Annotated in this window: 15 protein-coding genes; 9 read left to right on the forward strand and 6 right to left on the reverse strand. The window is 69.1% G+C overall.

Annotated features, from left to right (window positions below; translation table 11 throughout):
• Nucleotides 1-396 precede the first annotated feature (396 nt).
• The gene (locus tag AB0903_RS04285; RefSeq protein ID WP_366698842.1) at nucleotides 397-804 is read left to right on the forward strand and encodes a hypothetical protein; all 408 of its coding nucleotides are present in this window, start codon (nucleotides 397-399) and stop codon (nucleotides 802-804) included.
• A gap of 17 nt (nucleotides 805-821) precedes the next feature.
• On the opposite strand, the gene AB0903_RS04290 is transcribed toward AB0903_RS04285, so the two are convergent.
• Both AB0903_RS04290 and AB0903_RS04295 read right to left on the reverse strand, forming a co-directional pair.
• Complete coding sequence (locus tag AB0903_RS04290; RefSeq protein WP_366698844.1) at nucleotides 822-2075, reverse strand: IS256 family transposase; 1254 nt, start codon at nucleotides 2073-2075, stop codon at nucleotides 822-824.
• A gap of 261 nt (nucleotides 2076-2336) precedes the next feature.
• Nucleotides 2337-2852 carry a hypothetical protein gene (locus AB0903_RS04295; RefSeq protein WP_366698846.1) on the reverse strand — a complete coding sequence of 172 codons (516 nt, stop codon included), beginning with the start codon at nucleotides 2850-2852 and terminating at the stop codon, nucleotides 2337-2339.
• Between the two features lie 423 nt (nucleotides 2853-3275).
• On the opposite strand from AB0903_RS04295, the gene AB0903_RS04300 reads away from it, so the two are divergent.
• From AB0903_RS04300 to AB0903_RS04315, 4 genes are all read left to right on the forward strand, one after another.
• The gene (locus AB0903_RS04300) at nucleotides 3276-3812 is read left to right on the forward strand and encodes a low molecular weight phosphatase family protein (RefSeq protein ID WP_366698848.1); all 537 of its coding nucleotides are present in this window, start codon (nucleotides 3276-3278) and stop codon (nucleotides 3810-3812) included.
• 314 nt (nucleotides 3813-4126) lie between these two features.
• Nucleotides 4127-4882, forward strand: a complete 756-nt coding sequence (locus AB0903_RS04305) for a Clp protease N-terminal domain-containing protein (protein ID WP_366698850.1) — start codon at nucleotides 4127-4129, stop codon at nucleotides 4880-4882.
• Nucleotides 4883-4963: 81 nt separating this feature from the next.
• Entirely contained in the window at nucleotides 4964-6529 is a 1566-nt protein-coding gene (locus tag AB0903_RS04310; protein ID WP_366698852.1) for a histidine kinase, read from the forward strand.
• Between the two features lie 113 nt (nucleotides 6530-6642).
• Nucleotides 6643-7269, forward strand: a complete 627-nt coding sequence (locus AB0903_RS04315) for a glyoxalase (protein WP_366698853.1) — start codon at nucleotides 6643-6645, stop codon at nucleotides 7267-7269.
• A 64-nt stretch (nucleotides 7270-7333) separates the two neighbouring features.
• Here AB0903_RS04315 and AB0903_RS04320 read toward each other — a convergent pair whose 3' ends face one another.
• The 3 genes from AB0903_RS04320 to AB0903_RS04330 form a co-directional block, all read right to left on the reverse strand.
• Nucleotides 7334-8434: a M20 family metallopeptidase gene (locus AB0903_RS04320; protein WP_366699210.1), complete on the reverse strand. Its 1101-nt coding sequence runs from the start codon at nucleotides 8432-8434 to the stop codon at nucleotides 7334-7336.
• Nucleotides 8435-8537: 103 nt separating this feature from the next.
• Entirely contained in the window at nucleotides 8538-8945 is a 408-nt protein-coding gene (locus tag AB0903_RS04325) for an ATP-binding protein (RefSeq protein WP_366698854.1), read from the reverse strand.
• Nucleotides 8945-9247: a hypothetical protein gene (locus AB0903_RS04330; protein WP_366698855.1), complete on the reverse strand. Its 303-nt coding sequence runs from the start codon at nucleotides 9245-9247 to the stop codon at nucleotides 8945-8947. Before AB0903_RS04330 ends, AB0903_RS04325 begins: the two co-directional genes overlap by 1 nt.
• 304 nt (nucleotides 9248-9551) lie before the next feature.
• Between AB0903_RS04330 and AB0903_RS04335 the strand changes: the two genes are divergently transcribed.
• On the forward strand, nucleotides 9552-10433 hold the full coding sequence (locus AB0903_RS04335; protein ID WP_366698857.1) for a helix-turn-helix transcriptional regulator: 882 nt from the start codon (nucleotides 9552-9554) through the stop codon (nucleotides 10431-10433).
• Entirely contained in the window at nucleotides 10433-10627 is a 195-nt protein-coding gene (locus AB0903_RS04340; protein WP_366699212.1) for a DUF397 domain-containing protein, read from the forward strand. The genes AB0903_RS04335 and AB0903_RS04340 overlap by 1 nt, the downstream gene beginning before the upstream one ends.
• 170 nt (nucleotides 10628-10797) lie before the next feature.
• Here AB0903_RS04340 and glgP read toward each other — a convergent pair whose 3' ends face one another.
• Nucleotides 10798-13476 carry an alpha-glucan family phosphorylase gene (gene glgP / locus AB0903_RS04345; RefSeq protein ID WP_366698859.1) on the reverse strand — a complete coding sequence of 893 codons (2679 nt, stop codon included), beginning with the start codon at nucleotides 13474-13476 and terminating at the stop codon, nucleotides 10798-10800.
• A 478-nt stretch (nucleotides 13477-13954) separates the two neighbouring features.
• On the opposite strand from glgP, the gene AB0903_RS04350 reads away from it, so the two are divergent.
• A complete protein-coding gene (locus AB0903_RS04350) occupies nucleotides 13955-15952 on the forward strand; it encodes an alpha-1,4-glucan--maltose-1-phosphate maltosyltransferase (RefSeq protein WP_366698860.1) in 1998 nt (665 codons plus the stop codon).
• Nucleotides 15949-17721 carry a maltose alpha-D-glucosyltransferase gene (treS, locus tag AB0903_RS04355; protein WP_366698862.1) on the forward strand — a complete coding sequence of 591 codons (1773 nt, stop codon included), beginning with the start codon at nucleotides 15949-15951 and terminating at the stop codon, nucleotides 17719-17721. Before AB0903_RS04350 ends, treS begins: the two co-directional genes overlap by 4 nt.
• Nucleotides 17722-17861 lie beyond the last annotated feature (140 nt).

Genomic DNA, 17861 nt, shown 5'->3' on the forward strand with positions numbered 1-17861 from the left:
CTTCATCGTGGACACCGCCCGCCGACCAGCGCGAGCACGGAAGGACGCCCGCACACCAGACCCGTGACCTGCAACTTCACGATGCACACCGCTCACTGGGGCATGATGAAAGCCTTGTGCTCGAGCCTGGCATGCTGGCCCGGGAGGGCTTGCCGACCGGACGTGGAGCTTCAAGGCGCCGACGGCGGTGTCTCATATGCTCAGCCTATGAGAGAGCCTCATCCGATCGAGCCACCAGGAACGTTTGTCACCAGGGGTGATGATCGTTGGCGCGATGATCGGTGGTATGGGCGGTACCGGTTGTGGTTTCCTCAGGTGTCGCCGTGGCCCGACCCGCACTGGACGTTTGTTCGAGTGCGTCCGGGATGGCGATCTTTGGTCGAGGAGACGCTCTCGGTGGTGGCCACCGAGGTACCCAGGCAGAAAACCTGGCCGGTCCATTTGCTCAACCAGAAGGTCCATGGGCGAGGCTGGGGCTTCGACCTGGGCCCACCTGATGCTGACTACCTCTGCCTGGAGCAGCTGTCTGACATCTGCTACATCGACATGCGCAACCTTCACAAGCTCATCGATCTCCTGGCACCGGCTATGGAGGACGCGCACTTCTTCGTCTACTCGGCGGGCGACGGCCTCGACCGGTGGGTCGACGAAGTACACATCCGTGACGGGCGTAGCATCGTTGCCAGGTGGACCGTCGAGGGCGAGGCCTGGGCTGATTTCCCTGCGTTGTGCGCGGAGTTCGCCGGTAATCGCGCTGGGGACGAGGCCTTCGGTCGCTTCGTCACCTGTCTGAGCGATCAGTGAGCCCAGCCGCGAAGCCATCACGCGGCACTGTTCTCCAGGCGTTCGATGAGGACACCGTTCTCGAACCTGGCGCCGGAGCGGACGAGCGCGACGAGGTGGGCTCCGGTGATCGCGCGCCAGCGGTACTGTGCGGACTCGACGAGCTTGAACACCATCGCCAGCGCCGCGGCCGGGCTGCCGGCCCCGCGGGTGACCTTGGTCCTCAACTTCACGGTGCTGAAAGTGCTCTCGATGGGATTCGTCGTGCGCAGGTGCACCCAGTGCTCGGCGGGGAAGTCGTAGAACACGAGGAGCTCGTCGGCCTCGTCGGTGACCTTCTTGGTCGCTTTCTGCCACTTCGCTCCATAGGTGCGCTCGAAGTCCTTGATTGCCTTCTCGGCGTGGTCGCGGTCCTCGGCGTTGTAGATCTCCCGCAGGGCCTTCTTCGCGCCGGGCTGAGCCGACTTCGGTAGCGCGTTCATGACATTGCGAACCTTGTGAACCCAGCACCTCTGGTGCCTGGCCTGCGGAAACACTTCTGCGAGGGCCCTCCACAGGCTCATCGCGCCGTCACCGACTACAAGTTCGGGATCGCGCATGCCGCGTCGGCGGCAGTCACGCAGCAGATCCGCCCACGACTCGGTCGATTCACGCAGCCTCTCGGCCAGCGCGATGAGTTCCTTACCACCGTCGGTTCGCACGCCCATGAGGACCAGGACGCAGGAGTGGGCCTGGCCGAGGCGGACCTTGGGGTGGACGCCGTCGGCCCACACGTAGACGTAGTCAGAATCCGACAGGTCGCGGGCCTGGAAGGCGGTGTGGTCGTCGGTCCACTGCTTCGTCAGCCCGGTCACCGTCGCCGGCGAGAGGCCGGCCGAGGAGCCCAGGAACTGCTCCATCGCGGGCACGAAGTCCCCGGAGGACAGTCCGTGGAGGTAGAGCAGGGGCAGGACCTCGCTGATCTTCGGGGACTTGCGGCACCACGGCGCGAGGATCTTCGACGAGAACCGCTTGCGCTCGCCGGTCTCCACGTCGACGCGCTTGTCGTTCACGCGGGGCGCCTTCACCGCGACCGGCCCGGCGGCGGTGGTTACCGTCCGTTCGCGATGATGGCCGTTGCGGACCACCAGACGGCGGCCGACCTCGTCCCGCTCACCAGCCAACTCGGCTATGTAGGGGTTGGCTTCGGCTTCCACGGCTGCAGCGAGCATCCGCCGGGCACCCTCGCGGACGATGTCGTCCATCAGGGATGCGGTCTCGGTGGTTCCGTCGTTGTTGACTACGCTGAGCACGGGCGTACCTTCCCAACCCGCGGTGCAACGCGGGTCTACTCGGTGACCATCAATCGATCACTCGGGAAGGTACGCCCTCCGCGTTCCGCGAGGCACCCCTCCCGAGCCCGATCCACAGGTCTTGAGCATTGCTCCCAGGGTTCAGCGCGAGGGGGCATGGCGGCAGCGGCCGACAGCACGTGCTCCGAGGACGCGAGGTCATGCGTCGGGAGATCGGCTGCCGGCCGCTGGTCTTCGCAGCTGCCTGAAGAAACCGGGTGGTCAGTCGCGCTTCAGCCGGCGGATGGCCATCATTGCGCCGCCTCCGAGCACGAGCATCCCTGCGGCTCCGCCCAGCAAAGGGGCCGAGCCGTCCTCACCGGTGTTGGCGAGGTGAGGCCTGTGCGAGCGTACGGTGATCGCGGCTGAGAGCTTCAGTTTTGATTCCTTCCCCTTAAGACGGAAGGTGTACCGGCCCGGGTCTGTCCACTTGGGGATGGTGACGGTTCCCTCCACCGTGCCGTTGCTGTCAGCGGTGAAGAAGCCCAGCTTGATCGGTTTCGAGAGGAATGCGCCCACCCCCTCGTTCGGATCGAACCCGGTTCCGGTGAAGCTGAGCTCGTCTCCTGCGTCCACGGTGGTGGCGCTGAGGGTGAGGCTCGGGGAGTCGGGTGGATAGGGATAGGGATGGGCGTGGGCAGTTTGGGCTCCTACGACGGGGACTGCGGCCAGGACAGCAGAGGCTGCCGTGGCCGCGAAGGCAGCACGCCACTTCGATGACGCCGTCATCGCATTCACGCTCCTCAAGTGGAATCAGGCCGATGTCATGGTCCGCCTCGCGAGTACGGTATGTGGAATGGATGTCGCGGAATAGCACCTGTTAAGCGCCCTCAGGAAATAAGACGCCGTATGGGGTACATGGATCACCGGATCGGCCGTCAGTACCCCCGCGGCACGAGGAGCCAAGCCGGCCGATATGCGAAATCTTGGCCACCCGGCAGCGCTCGCCTTCGGACGTCCCGGGACTTCGGCAGATCTCCTGGTCGGTCAAACCCGACCATGGCCGGTGGCGCAGGCGGCGAACACACAAACGCACAGCGGGAAACGCTCATTGAAGTACACACCCGACGGAGATGTCGGGTGAATACTGACACCGCGTCGCACGTCTTGGTCTGCTCTTCCTCCCCTCCTGGAGCGTGTGTGCCCCCATTCCGTGTACTCGTGGTGTGCACCGGCAACCTCTATCGCTCTCCGCTTGCCGAGTGCCTGCTCAGGCACCGGCTGCTCGAGCATCGGCGGGTGATCCACCTGAGCAGTGCAGGCACCCGGGCTGTCGCGGATATGCCGATGGCGGCTGATGTCGCCTCCTTCCTCCTCGGACGTGGCGTTCAGCCCTGCGGGACGGGCTCCCGCCGACTGACCAAGGAGATGGTCGAAAGCGCGGACCTGGTACTGGGCGCTGCGACGGAACATCGTGAGGCCGCTGTGCGGCTGTCCCCTGTGCGTGCGTTGTCCCGTGCATTCACCTTCCGCGAATTCGCCTGGCTGGTGCGTCGCGAGGACGCCGCGGGCGTCGTGGATCCGGCCGCACGGTTTGCGACCCTCGTCCGGGGCGCGGCCGCTCGCCGTGGTTCCGTGTCGACACGCGACGCAGACGTGAACGACCCTCTTGGCGCACCTCCACTGCAAGTACATGAGTGCCTGGTTCAGATCGCGGAGGTCGTGGAGCGCATCGCCGCGCCCATGCGGACCAACTAGCCCCGCTGTTTCACTTGGGGACGGCCGACTGGGACGGAGGTACGAAAGTGCCTTCCTGGCCTGGGCGATGAGCCTTGCCGAGGGGTTGTGTCGGTCCAAGCCGGAGCCTTGTACGTGCAGGCTGTCGGGTTGCCTCCGAAGGCCCGGGTCGGTGCCGACGGTTCGGGGCGGTCGGTCATGCCGGCAGGAGCACTCTCCGATGGAGACACCCGCCTGGCTGGCTGTCGGTGACCGCGATTACCTGATGGGCCGGTGGACCCGAAAGCGACAACTCTGGGTTGACGATAAGCACATCGTCAACCTAGAGTTGTCGCATGACAGATCCAGTCCGCATGACTCATCCTGTCCGGCTCGACGATCTGATCGACGCCATCAAGAAGGCGCACACCGACGCGCTCGACCAGCTCTCCGACGCGGTCATCGCCGCTGACCACCTCGGTGACATCGCCGACCACCTCATCGGCCACTTCGTCGACCAGGCCCGGCGTTCCGGGGCGTCCTGGACCGACATCGGCCGGTCCATGGGCGTGTCCAAGCAAGCCGTCCAGAAGCGCTTCGTCACCAAGGAATCGGACCAGCCACTCGACCTCGACCCCAGCCAGGGCTTCGGCCGCTTCACCGACCGCGCCCGGAACGTGGTCATGGCCGCGCAGAACGAAGCCCGTTCCGCCGGCAACGCCCAGGTGGGTCCGGAACACCTCGCACTCGGCCTGCTCGCCGAGCCGGACGGCCTCGCCGCCAGGGCGGTCATCGCGCAGGGCGTGACCCTCGACATGGTCCGCGGCTCCGCCACCACGGCGCTGCCTGCCCCTGCCGAGGAACTGCCCGAGGTCATCCCCTACGACGCACGGGCCCGCAAGGCAATCGAACTCACCTTCCGCGAGGCGCTGCGCCTCGGCCACAACTACATCGGCACGGAGCACATCCTGCTTGCCCTGCTGGAGGCGGAAAACGGGGCGGGCCCCCTGTCGGGCCTCGGCCTGACCAAGGAAGCGACCGAGCAGCACGTCACCGAGACACTGGCACCCTTCATGGGCACCCAGGAGAACCCTGCCACCCGGGAGAAGTGAACGGAGCAGAAACGAGCGGGCCGTTTATGCCCCCACTTTCGTCAGGGGCCCTGTCCAGGGGCCGTACGGCAGGGTGGGGGCATGCGCGGAGACCTGCGGAGGAACCGGCGGAAGGACCGGCTCACGGACCTGGCCCTGTGGGCGGTCGTGGCCGGTCCCGTCGCACTGAGGTACGGCACCGAAAGCTGGTGGCCGGCCGTCCTGAGCACAGGAGTGACCGGCCTCGCCGTCCTGCTGTGCCGGGTGCGGCCGCTGGTGTCGCTGCTGATCGTGATCGCGGCCGGTCTCGTCCAGAGCCTGGAACTGCTCAGCCCGTCCTACGCCCTCCCGCTGGCCGCCTTCGGGTATCTGACGGGCCGCCGCAGTGCGACCGCACGGCCCGCGCTGCTCTCCTTCGCGGGCGTCGCGGCAGCGGGGCTGGGCCTCTGCCTGGCCCTGGACGACCTGTGGACCTGGTTCGCCCAGCTCGGCACGCTCCTCTTCGCCGTCGTGGTGCCGTGGCTGGTGGGCCGCTACGTCCGCCAGTACGCCGAACTCGCCAGCAAGGGCCGGCAGCTGGCCGACCGTATGGAACGCGAACAGCGGGCGGTCGCCGACCGTGAGCGGCTGCGCGAGCGGTCCCGGATCGCCGGGGACATGCACGACTGTCTCGGCCACGAACTGTCGCTGATCGCGGTACGGGCCGCCGCCCTTGAGGTCGACCCGGACCTGGACGCCCGCCGCCAGGCCGCGGCGGGTGAGCTGCGCCAGGCCGCCGCGGACGCCACGGCCCGCCTGCGCGACATCATCGGCGTGCTGCGCGCGGACGGCGACCCGCCGACTTCACCCGCCGACGAGACGGTGACCGCGCTCGTCGAACGGGCGCGGGGCTCCGGCATGCCGGTCGAGCTGACGCAGAAAGGCACGCCGCCCGCGCTGCCGCCGATGACGGACCGGGCCGTGCACCGCGTCGTCCAGGAGTCCCTGACGAACACGGCCAAACACGCACCGGGCGCGGCCGTCCGCGTACGGCTGTCGTACGGCGAGGGCGACGTCACCGTCCGCGTCACGAACTCCCGTGCCGCCTCGGCTTCTTCCCTCCCCTCGAGCGGTACGGGCCTGGTCGGTCTGGACGAACGGGTCCGCCTCGCGGGCGGCACGCTCACCCACGGCCCGGACGGTGACGGCTTCACGGTCTCCGCCCGCCTCCCGCTGACCACCGGCCCCCCGGCCGCGCCCACGCCCCCGGCCCCGACGTCTGCCCGCGAACTGGACCAGGACCGCCGCCGGGTGCGGCGCGGCCTGGTCCAAGTGATCACCGTGCCGGTGGCGGTGGCCGCCGTGCTCGGCGTCCTCGTCCTCGGCTTCCGGATGTACAGCGACACCCGCACGGTCATGGACCGCGACCAGTACGACCGCGTCCAGGTCGGAGACTTCCGCGCCGACGTCCTGACCCGCCTGCCCCGTCTCTCCCTCGACGGCGCGCCCGCCGGCGTCGACCCCGAACCGCCGGACGCCGGAGGCTGCGAGTACTACCGCGCCGTGAAGTACGAGTCGTCCCCCGCGTACCGCCTCTGCTTCAAGAACGGCCACCTCGCCTCGAAGGCGATCGTGGCCGATGTCGACAACGAGGAGGAACGCGACCGAGAACACGCCCCGACCGGGTAGGCCGTGCTCGCTGAGCATTGCGCGTCACGATGGCCGCTGACCCCAGGCCCGGGCCGCGTTCCGGTCAGGATTCGAGAAGCGCAGGTCCCGGAGCCGCGGCTAGCGTCATTGTCATGACTTCCATCGAATCCGTCACCCTCGAGGTGGCCGACCCCGCGACCGCCGACCGCTTCTACACCACCGCCTTCGGCCTGGGCAGTCAGATCCGTCTGCGGGCCTCACAGGAGCCCACGACCGGCTTCCGGGGCTTCACTCTGTCGCTCGTGGTGTCCCAGCCGGCGAACGTCAACGCTCTCTTCGACGCGGCCGTGGATGCAGGCGCCACGACACTGAAACCCGCCGCCAAGTCCCTCTGGGGCTACGGGGGCGTCGTACAGGCCCCCGACGGGACGATCTGGCAGCTCGCATCGTCGTCCAAGAAGGACACCGGCCCGGCCACCCGGCAGATCGACCACATGGTGCTCCTGCTGGGGGTCGCGGACGTGGCCCGGAGCAAGCAGTTCTACGTCGAGCGCGGCCTCGCCGTGGCGAAGAGTTTCGGCAGCAAGTACGTCGAGTTCGCGGCCGGGTCGGGGCCTCTCAACCTGTCCCTGTACAAGCGCCGCGGCCTGGCAAAGGTCGCGGGGGTCTCTCCCGACGGCACCGGCTCGCACCGGCTGACGATCGACAGCGATGCCGCGCCGTTCACCGACCCTGACGGGTTCGTGTGGACGACCGCGTCGGAGGCCGGGTCGTCGTGAACCGGGTGACGCGGGTGACGCGGGTGCATGTCGACCCGGCCCACCGGCACGTCCGGCGGCCGCATCAGGGCCTGTGAGCCGTCAGGGCCTTCACCAGTCCGGCCACGAGGCGCGCCCGCTCGGCCATGGCGTCGACCACCAGGTACTCGTGGTCGGCGTGGGCACCGCCCCCGACCGCGCCGAGACCGTCGAGCGTCGGCACCCCGAGCGCGGCCGTGAAGTTGCCGTCGCTTCCGCCCCCGACCGCCCTGCCTTCGATGCCGGGAAGCAGCCGCTCGGCCAGCGCGAAGAGCCCGGCCGACGCCGACTCGGGCATCGGAGGCCGGCCGACACCGCCCTCAATCGCGATCTTCGCCTCGTCGAGATGCGTGGCGAGTGCCGCGAAGGCGGCCTCGACACGTTCCTTCTCACCTGCCGACTCGACCCGGACATCGACGAGGACGGTCGCCTCCGCGGGCACGACGTTGTCCGACGTCCCCGCGGACGCGACGGTCGGTGTGACCGTCGTGCCGATGTCGGGGCGGCCGAGCGCTGCGATGGCCAGCACCTGGTGTGCCGCTTCGACCAGGGCGTTGACCCCGGCCGCGGGCTCCAGGCCCGCGTGCGACGCCCGGCCTGTGACGGAGACCTTGAACGAGCCGCAGCCCTTGCGGCCGGTCTTCAGTGCTCCGCCGTCGGCGGCGCCTTCGAGCACGAGTACCGCGCCGCAGGCCATGGCTCGTTCCTCGATCAGGGCCCGGGAGGAGTGGGAGCCGACCTCTTCGTCGGCGGTCACCAGGATCTCGACGCCCGACCGGTCGTCCAGCGCCGCCAGGCCATGGACGGCCTGCACCAGACCGCCGAGCATGTCGAACACTCCGGGGCCGGTCGCCCGCCCGTCCTCCACCGTGAACGGACGGCGTGCAAGGGTGCCGAGCGGGAACACCGTGTCATGGTGACCGAGGATCAGCACGCTCGGATCGCCGCCCCCCGACCAGTGGACGTGCGGCCCTGCCTCGCTCTCGACGAGGACGGCCTGCCCGCCGAGCCGGCTCTCGATGATCGCGGCGACCGCTTTGGCCGACGCCGTCAAGGCGCCGAGGTCGCGTGAGGGCGACTCCACCTCGACGAGTGTCCTGAGGTCGTCGAGCATCGCGTCGACACTCACATCGGCGGTGTTGTGCATCGTCACGCCGCAAGAGTACGCGGTGGGGCGGTGACGAAGTCCCGCCTCACGCCCCGAGCCAGGTACGCGTCAGTGGATGCAAGTCGCCCCCGCCGAGCGGCGACTATGTGACCGACAGCACCGCCCAGACAAGCTTGCCCGGCCCCTCCCGGTCGGCGACACCCCATTTCGCAGCCAGCACGTCGACGAGGGGCAGGCCCCATCCGCCTGTCGCGTCCTCGCGTGGGATCGCCATCAGCGGACGAACCTCGGAGGCGTCGTGGACTTCGATCCGGAAGCCGTCGGGCACCTGGAGGTACCGGGTCTCGATCTCGCGGCCCGGGGTCGTCGCATGCCGGACGGCGTTGGTCAGCAGCTCCGAGAGGACGAGGGACGCCGCGTCCTCGATGCCGCTGAGGCCCCAACCCGCCAGCACCGCACGGAGTTCCGCCCTCGCCCGGCCGACGTTGCGCCGACTGCGGCTCCAGCGACGGACGACGACGCCGGCCACCACTGTGACGGACGGTTCCATCACGCCACCTCCACGCCGTGGATGAGACGCGGGCCCACGTCGATGCCGTGCACGGCGAGCCACAGCGCCCTTCGGCGCTGCCGTTGCAGCCGGACGGACTCCCGCGCCTCGTGGGCGGTGAGGTAGGGCCGTACGAGGCGGCTGTCCTCGCCGCGCAGGAGCGGGCAAGGCGGGGACTGCGCGACAACCGCCGAAGCGGTTCCGCAGGAAGGTTGCGGCCGGCCGTGGTGGCGGTGACGACCAGAGGGAGGCAGCAGGAACCGCAACAGCGGTTCGCACAGGAGAAGGATAAAGTGCAGCACGTTGACGCTCCTAGCAAGCGTTGGCCATGCCCCCGGATCGTTGGCCCGATCGCGGGGGTCTCTGCTGTGTCGATGTCGTAGAGGGCGGCGGCGGGCCACGCGATCCACAGGCCCGGTCGCTTGATGGCACGTCAGTCGACGTGGAGCCCCCTGTCACTAAGTGACCCCGCCACCCAAACTACGGGTACTCACTCCGCTACCGCAAGTGACTCTATCGCAAATTTGCGCCGCCTCTCCGAAGTGCCCCGCTGGCCTCCTCCACAGGCAACGCGGCACACTTACCCGCACGTTGAGGGGAGAGAGCATGCCCGCTGGTGGGAGGCCCACCGTTCGCAGCCGGAGGCTCGGAGCGGCGTTGAAGCGCCATCGAGAGGCCGCCGGCCTCGATCAGTCGACGGCCGCAGCAGCGATCCTGAAGTCGATCACCAAAGTGAGCCGCCTCGAGAGCGGACACGTCTCTGCCTCCCCGCTGGAGGTCCGCACCCTGCTCGATCGCTACGGTGTCGACGACGAGGACGAGCGCAGCAGGCTGGAGAGGCTGGCACGGGCCAGCAATGAGCGCGGCTGGTGGCTCGACTACCAGGAGATCGTCAGGCCGGGCTACGCGGACCACATCACGTTGGAGACCGACTCGACCTACATCCGATCGTGGGAGCCGGCCCTCATCCCTGGGCTGCTGCAGACCTCTGAATACGCTGAGGCCGTCATCACCTCGGGCCCGACCTTCATCACGCCCGAGCGGGTGGCCGAGTTGGTCAAGGTGCGCCAGGAGCGACAGAAGCGCATCGAAGCAGGCGGAGTACACTTCACCGCCATCGTCTGGGAACCTGCGGTGGTTTCTCTCACTGCTCACGATCCGATGGTCCGCAACCGTCAGCTTCAGCGGCTGCTCGACGCGGGCGAACGCCAGAACGTCACGGTGCAGATCCTGCCGCAGGCAGCGAGTACGGCCGCCGGAATGTCAGGGCCGTTCGTGGCCTTCTCCTTCGGCGTAGAGCCGAACGTCGAGGCGGTATCCGTCAGAACCGTCGCCAACACCACCGTCGTGGAGTCGCCGGAAGACCTGGCCCTCTACGTCAACGTTTTCGACCAACTGCGCTCTGCGGCCATGTCCCCGGTGGACAGCGCCGAGCGGATTCGCGGACTGCTCGCTGAGACGCCAGTACCAACGGAAGAGGCATCGTGATACCCGAGATCGTCAGTACCTTTCGCAAGTCGTCCTACTCGGACCAGCAAGGCGACTGCGTCGAGGTGGCCCGCACCTTCGACCAGGGCCGTGCCGTACGCGACAGCAAGAACACCACCGGCCCGGTACTGGCCTTCGGCCTCGCCCCATGGCGCGCGTTCCTCAGCGGTCTGGCGGCCGAAGCACGCGGCTGAAGCAACAGCCCGGCCCCCGCTGGCTGTTCGGCAGGCGTGGACGGGAGCCCGCCAAGGCGCACGGCTCTCCGTTCCCGGCGGCCCGGCTCCCCCGCCTGACAGGAAGACGGCGCCCCCGCCCGGCCACCACCCGGGCAGGGGACGCCGTCCCCGGCAATCGCGTCACCCCGTCACCGCAGCAGCACGCCGCCCGATTCCTCCGCCACCGACTCCGTCGGGACCGCGACGAGGCCGAGGTCCGCGCCCACCGGGATGAGCCGGTGCGAGGGCAGGATGCGGACCGTGTAGCCGAAGGGGCCGGTGCGGTCGAGGGCGAGGGGGCCCTCGTACACCCAGCGGCCCTCCAGGTCCGGACCGCTCGCCGGTTTCAGCGGGAAGGTGCGGGCGTCGCGGATGGCGTCGTCGGAGTCGACGCGGCCCGCGACCACCTGCACTTCGACGTCGTCCGGCTGCAGTTCGCCGAGCGTGGCCTGAACGCGCAGCGTGAGTGTCGAGCCGAGACCGGCCGTCGCGGAGGCGCCCGCCGCCGCGTCCTGGTCGACGGCCTCCACGTGGTCGACGGCCACCTGCCGCCACGCGGAGCGCACCCGGGACTTCCAGGCGGCGAGTTCCTGGGCGCTGGTGGCGTCCATGGAACGGTGCGCGTGCGCGGCGGGGGCGTACAGCCGCTCGACGTACTCGCGGACCATGCGGCCCGCGAGCACCTTGGGGCCGAGGGTGGTGAGGGTGCGCCGGACCATCTCGATCCAGCGGTCGGGGAGGCCCCCGCTGCCCCGGTCGTAGAAGCGGGGGGCGACCCGGTCCTCGATCAGCGAGTAGAGCGCCGCCGCCTCGAGTTCGTCGCGGCGGTCCTCGTCGGTGGACGCTCCGTCGGCGGTGGGGATCGCCCAGCCGTAGTCGGGCTCGTACCACTCGTCCCACCAGCCGTCGAGGACCGACAGGTTGAGCGCGCCGTTCAGCGCGGCCTTCATGCCGCTGGTGCCGCATGCCTCCAGGGGGCGCAGCGGGTTGTTGAGCCAGACGTCGCAGCCGGGGTAGAGCTTCTTGGCCATCGCCATGCCGTAGTCGGGCAGGAAGACGATGCGGTGGCGCACGCGCGGGTCGTCGGCGAAGCGCACCAGTTCCCGCACCAGCCGCTTGCCCCCGTCGTCGGCCGGGTGGGCCTTGCCGGCGACGACGATCTGGATCGGCTGGGTGGGGTGGAGCAGCATCTCCGTCAGCCGCTCCCGGTCGCGAAGCATCAGCGTGAGCCGCTTGTACGAGGGCACCCGGCGGGCGAAGCCGATGGTGAGCACGTCCGGGTCGAGTACGCCGTCGATCCAGCCGAGTTCGGCGGAGCCCGCGCCGCGCTGGCGCCAGGAGGCGCGCAGCCGGTCCCGTACCTCGTGCACCAACTGCTCGCGCAGTGAGCGGCGCAGCTCCCAGATGTCGGCATCGGGGATGTTGCCGACGGCGTCCCAGCGTCCCGAGCCGCCGACGGTCAGGGCGTCCTCCGCGCGGGCGGCGCCGATCTGGCGGGCGCCGAGGCGGAACACCTCCGGTGCCACCCAGGTCGGGGCGTGCACCCCGTTGGTGACGGAGGTGATGGGCACTTCCGTGGCGTCGAATCCCGGCCAGAGTCCGGCGAACATGCTTCGGCTGACCGCGCCGTGCAGTTCGGAGACGCCGTTGGCGCGCTGGGCGAGCCGCAGGCCCATCACCGCCATGTTGAAGAGGCCGGGTTCGCCGCCCGGGTAGGTCTCCATGCCGAGTTGGAGCACCTTGTCGACGGGCACGCCCGGCAGTTCGGCGCCCTCGGCGAAGTGGCGTGCGACGAGTTCGCGGTCGAAGCGGTCGATGCCGGCCGGTACGGGGGTGTGGGTGGTGAAGACGGTCCCGGCGCGCACCGCCTCCAGCGCCGCGTCGAAGCCGAGGCCGCTGCCGCCGTGTTCGGGCGCTTCGCCCAGTTCGCGGATGCGTTCGAGACCGAGGAAGCCGGCGTGGCCCTCGTTGGTGTGGAACACCTCGGGGGCGGGGTGGCCGGTGAGCCGGCAGTACGTGCGGACGGCCCGGACTCCGCCGATACCGAGCAGCATCTCCTGGAGCAGCCGGTGCTCGCTGCCGCCGCCGTACAGCCGGTCGGTGACGTCGCGGGCGCCGGGCCCGTTCTCCTCGATGTCGGAGTCGAGCATCAGCAGCGGTACGCGGCCGACCTGGGCGACCCAGATGTGCGCGTGCAGCGAGCGGCCGCCGGGCAGGGCGAGGGACACCCGGGCCGGGGCGCCGTCCGCCTCGCGCAGCAGGCCGACGGGCAGCTCGTTCGGGTCGAGGACGGGGTAGTGCTCCTGCTGCCAGCCGTCGCGGGACAGCGACTGGCGGAAGTAGCCGTGGCGGTAGAGCAGGCCGACGCCGATGAGCGGTACGCCGAGGTCACTGGCCGCCTTGAGGTGGTCGCCGGCGAGGATGCCGAGGCCGCCGGAGTACTGCGGCAGGGCGGCGGTGACGCCGAACTCGGGTGAGAAGTAGGCGATGGCCTCCGGGAAGGCGGGGGTGTCGGGGCCGCCGTCGCCGCCGTGGGACTGGTACCACCTGCGGCCGTGCAGATAGTCGTCGAGGTCGTCGGCGGCGGCGGTGAGCCGGCGGAGGAACCGCCGGTCCTTGGCCAGTTCGGCCATGCGGGTGGCGGAGACGTTCCCGAGGAGCCTTACGGGGTCGCCGCCGACGGCCCGCCACCCCTCGGGATCGACGCATCGGAACAGTTCTCGGGTCTCGGTGTGCCAGGACCAGCGCAGATTGCGTGCGAGGTCACTGAGAGGCCCGAGCGGCTCTGGGAGGACGGGGCGGACGGTGAATCGACGAATGGCCTTCACAAGTTCCACCTTCGCAGGGGAGGTACGCATCCGAGGGGACGCACGACGGTGCGTCCTTTTCCGTCATTTCCGACGGTATCGGTCCGCGCCGTACGTAACCACGGCGCACTGACGTGCGCCCGGCGCATTGGGGCACCCGGCGCGCTGACGGTCGTCGGACAAGACCGGTTCCGGCCTCGTGTCGGGCCGGTCTCTTCACGTGTGTCTTGTGCGACCCCGTACGTCCTAGTAGTTAACACATCACCGGATTGCCCACCCGAACGGCGTGGGTAAGGCTCACCCGGAACGCAGGCGAGAGCACTCCCGATCGGCCTCCCTACCGTCCAACCGAGTGAACGCGGACAGGAGCGGACATGCCCGCAGCCCGCCAGTCACCGACTCAGCAGATACAAATAAAACCCAGTCAAATGAGACTTGGTCCGCACAAACGAGATATTCCGCTCCATCCGACCTGCCCGCACAGCCCTCAGGTGATGTTGTGAACTCGCTCATCGGTCGCATCCCCGTCCTGGACGTCCGCCCACTCGTCGACTGCGGCAGAAGGCCCGCGAAGGCCGTGGCGGGTGAGACCTTCCAGGTCACCGCCACGGTCTTCCGCGAGGGCCATGACGCTGTCGCCGCCAATGTCGTGCTGTACGACCCGAAGGGCCGCCCCGGCCCCTTCACCCCCATGCGGGAGCTCGCCCCCGGCACCGACCGGTGGGGAGCGGAGGTCACCCCCGCCGCTGAAGGCCACTGGACCTACACCGTCGAGGCATGGAGCGACCCCGTCGCCACCTGGCGCCACCACGCCGGCATCAAGATCCCGGCCGGGATCGACACCGAACTGGTGCTGGCCGAGGGCGCGGAGCTCTACGAACGCGCCGCCGCCGGGGTGCCCAAGAAGGACGGCCGGGAGGCCGTGCTCGCCGCCGTCGACGCGCTGCGCGACACGGCGCGGCCCGCCGAGGCGCGGCTCGCCGCGGCGCTCGCCGCCGACGCGGACGCCGCCCTTTCCCGGCATCCGCTGCGCGAGCTGGTCAGCGCCTCCCCGCCGCTGCCCCTGCTGGTGGAGCGGCGACGGGCGCTCTACGGCTCCTGGTACGAGCTGTTCCCCCGATCGGAGGGCGCCGTCGTCAAGGAGGGTGAGCCACCGGTCTCCGGCACCTTCCGCACCGCGGCGGAGCGGCTGCCCGCCGTCGCCGCGATGGGCTTCGACGTGGTGTACCTGCCGCCGATCCACCCGATCGGCACCACCCACCGCAAGGGACCGGACAACACGCTCACCGCGGGCCCCGACGACGTCGGTGTGCCCTGGGCGATCGGCTCCGCGTTCGGCGGGCACGACGCCGTCCATCCCGACCTCGGCACGCTCGCCGACTTCGACCGCTTCGTGACGGCCGCCCGGTCACTGCGCATGGAGGTGGCGCTCGACTTCGCGCTGCAGTGCTCCCCCGACCACCCCTGGGTGAACGAGCACCCCGAGTGGTTCCACCACCGGGCCGACGGGACCATCGCGTACGCGGAGAACCCGCCGAAGAAGTACCAGGACATCTATCCCGTCGCCTTCGACAAGGACATGTTGGGCATCGTCCGGGAGACGGTGCGGGTGCTGCGGTTCTGGATGGACCACGGCGTACGGATCTTCCGGGTCGACAATCCGCACACGAAACCGGTCGTCTTCTGGGAGCAGGTGATCGCGGAGATCAACGGCTCCGACCCCGACGTCATCTTCCTGGCGGAGGCGTTCACCAGGCCGGCGATGATGCACACCCTGGGCGCGATCGGCTTCCAGCAGTCGTACACGTACTTCACCTGGCGCAACACCAAGCACGAGCTCACCGAGTACGTCACCGAACTCTCCGGCGAGGCCGCCTCGTACATGCGGCCCAACTTCTTCGTGAACACCCCCGACATCCTGCACGCCTACCTCCAGGAGGGCGGCCGGCCCGCCTACGAGGTGCGCGCCGTGCTCGCCGCGACGCTGTCCCCCTCCTGGGGTCTCTACGCGGGCTACGAACTCTGCGAGAACGTCCCGCTGCGGGTCGGCAGTGAGGAGTACCGGCACTCGGAGAAGTACCAACTGCGGCCGCGCGACTGGGAGTCGGCCGATCGGGAGGGGCACACGATCACCCCCCTGATCACCGCGCTCAACCGGATCAGGCGCCGTCACCCGGCGCTCCAGCAGCTGCGCGACGTCCACTTCCACCACATCGACAACGACCGGATGATCGCCTACTCCAAACGCTCGGGACCCGACGTCGTCCTCGTCGTCGCCAACCTCGATCCCCACCACACCCAGGAGGCCACGGTCTCGTTGGACATGCCGCAACTCGGTCTCGCAGGGGACGAGACCGTACCGGTGCGCGACGAGCTCACCGGCGAGACCTATCACTGGGGCAGGGCCAACTATGTGCGCCTCGAGCCGGGTACCGCGCCCGCGCACATCCTCACCCTGCGACCGTCCCAGCAGACCGGAGGGTCACCCACATCATGATCGTGAATGAGCCCGTCCACGACACGTTCGAGGACACACCCGCACGCGACCGCGACCCCGACTGGTTCAAGCGGGCCGTCTTCTACGAGGTCCTGGTCCGCTCCTTCCAGGACAGCAACGGCGACGGCGTCGGTGATCTGAAGGGCATCACCGCCAAACTGGACTACCTGCAGTGGCTGGGCGTGGACTGCCTCTGGCTGCCGCCGTTCTTCAAGTCCCCCCTGCGGGACGGCGGCTACGACGTCGCCGACTACACCTCCGTACTGCCCGAGTTCGGCGACCTCGCCGACTTCGTGGAGTTCGTGGACGCCGCCCACCAGCGCGGCATGCGCGTCATCATCGACTTCGTCATGAACCACACCAGCGACCAGCACCCGTGGTTCCAGGAGTCCCGTACCGATCCGGACGGGCCCTACGGCGACTACTACATCTGGGCCGACGACGACAAGCAGTACCAGGACGCGCGGATCATCTTCGTCGACACCGAGGCGTCGAACTGGACCTTCGACCCGGTGCGCAAGCAGTACTACTGGCACCGGTTCTTCTCCCACCAGCCGGACCTCAACTACGAGAACCCGGCCGTGCAGGAGGAGATCATCTCCGCGCTGCGGTTCTGGCTGGACCTGGGCATCGACGGCTTCCGGCTGGACGCCGTGCCGTACCTGTACCAGGAGGAGGGCACCAACTGCGAGAACCTCCCGCGCACCCACTCCTTCCTCAAGCGGGTCCGCAAGGAGATCGACACGCACTACCCGGACACCGTGCTGCTGGCGGAGGCCAACCAGTGGCCGGAGGACGTCGTCGACTACTTCGGCGACTACCGGGTCGGCGGCGACGAGTGCCACATGGCCTTCCACTTCCCGGTGATGCCGCGCATCTTCATGGCGGTCCGGCGCGAGTCCCGCTACCCGGTGTCGGAAATCCTGGCCAAGACACCGGTCATCCCGAAGAGCTGCCAGTGGGGCATCTTCCTGCGCAACCACGACGAGCTCACGCTCGAGATGGTCACGGACGAAGAGCGCGACTACATGTACGCGGAGTACGCCAAGGATCCGCGGATGCGCGCCAACATCGGCATCCGCCGGCGGCTCGCCCCGCTGCTGGACAACGACCGCAACCAGATCGAGCTGTTCACCGCGCTCCTGCTGTCGCTTCCCGGCTCCCCGATCCTGTACTACGGGGACGAGATCGGGATGGGCGACAACATCTGGCTCGGCGACCGGGACGCGGTCCGCACCCCGATGCAGTGGACACCCGACCGCAACGCGGGCTTCTCCTCCTGCGACCCGGGACGGCTCTATCTGCCGACCATCATGGACCCCGTCTACGGCTACCAGGTCACCAACGTCGAGGCGTCGATGTCCTCGCCGTCGTCGCTGCTGCACTGGACGCGGCGGATGATCGAGATCCGTAAGCAGAATCCTGCCTTCGGGCTCGGGTCCTACACGGAGCTCCCGTCCTCCAACCCGGCCGTGCTCGCGTTCCTGCGGGAGGCGCCCTCCCAGGAGGAGGGAGGCGACGACCTCGTGCTGTGCGTCCACAACTTCTCGCGGTTCGCACAGCCGACGGAGCTCGATCTGCGGACGTTCGCCGGACGGCATCCGGTGGAACTGATCGGCGGCGTGCGGTTCCCGCCCATCGGGCAGTGGCCGTATCTGCTCACCCTCGCGGGTCACGGCTTCTACTGGTTCCGTCTGCGCAAGGACGCGAAGACCCTCGCGGAGACCAAGGCCGTCGTGGACACGAAGGCCGTCGTGACCAAACCCTGACGTGCCCACAGGGGGACCCGACCCGTCCGAAAGACGCCCCCTACTCCGGCGGGGCGGTTTCCGCCGCCCCGCACCGGGCACTCCCCCCTCATCCCCGCGCGCCGCCGGACAGCCACAGCTGCAATCCGGGACACTTTGCG

It is taken from the genome of Streptomyces sp. NPDC048389, assembly GCF_040706335.1.
GTDB lineage: Bacteria > Actinomycetota > Actinomycetes > Streptomycetales > Streptomycetaceae > Streptomyces.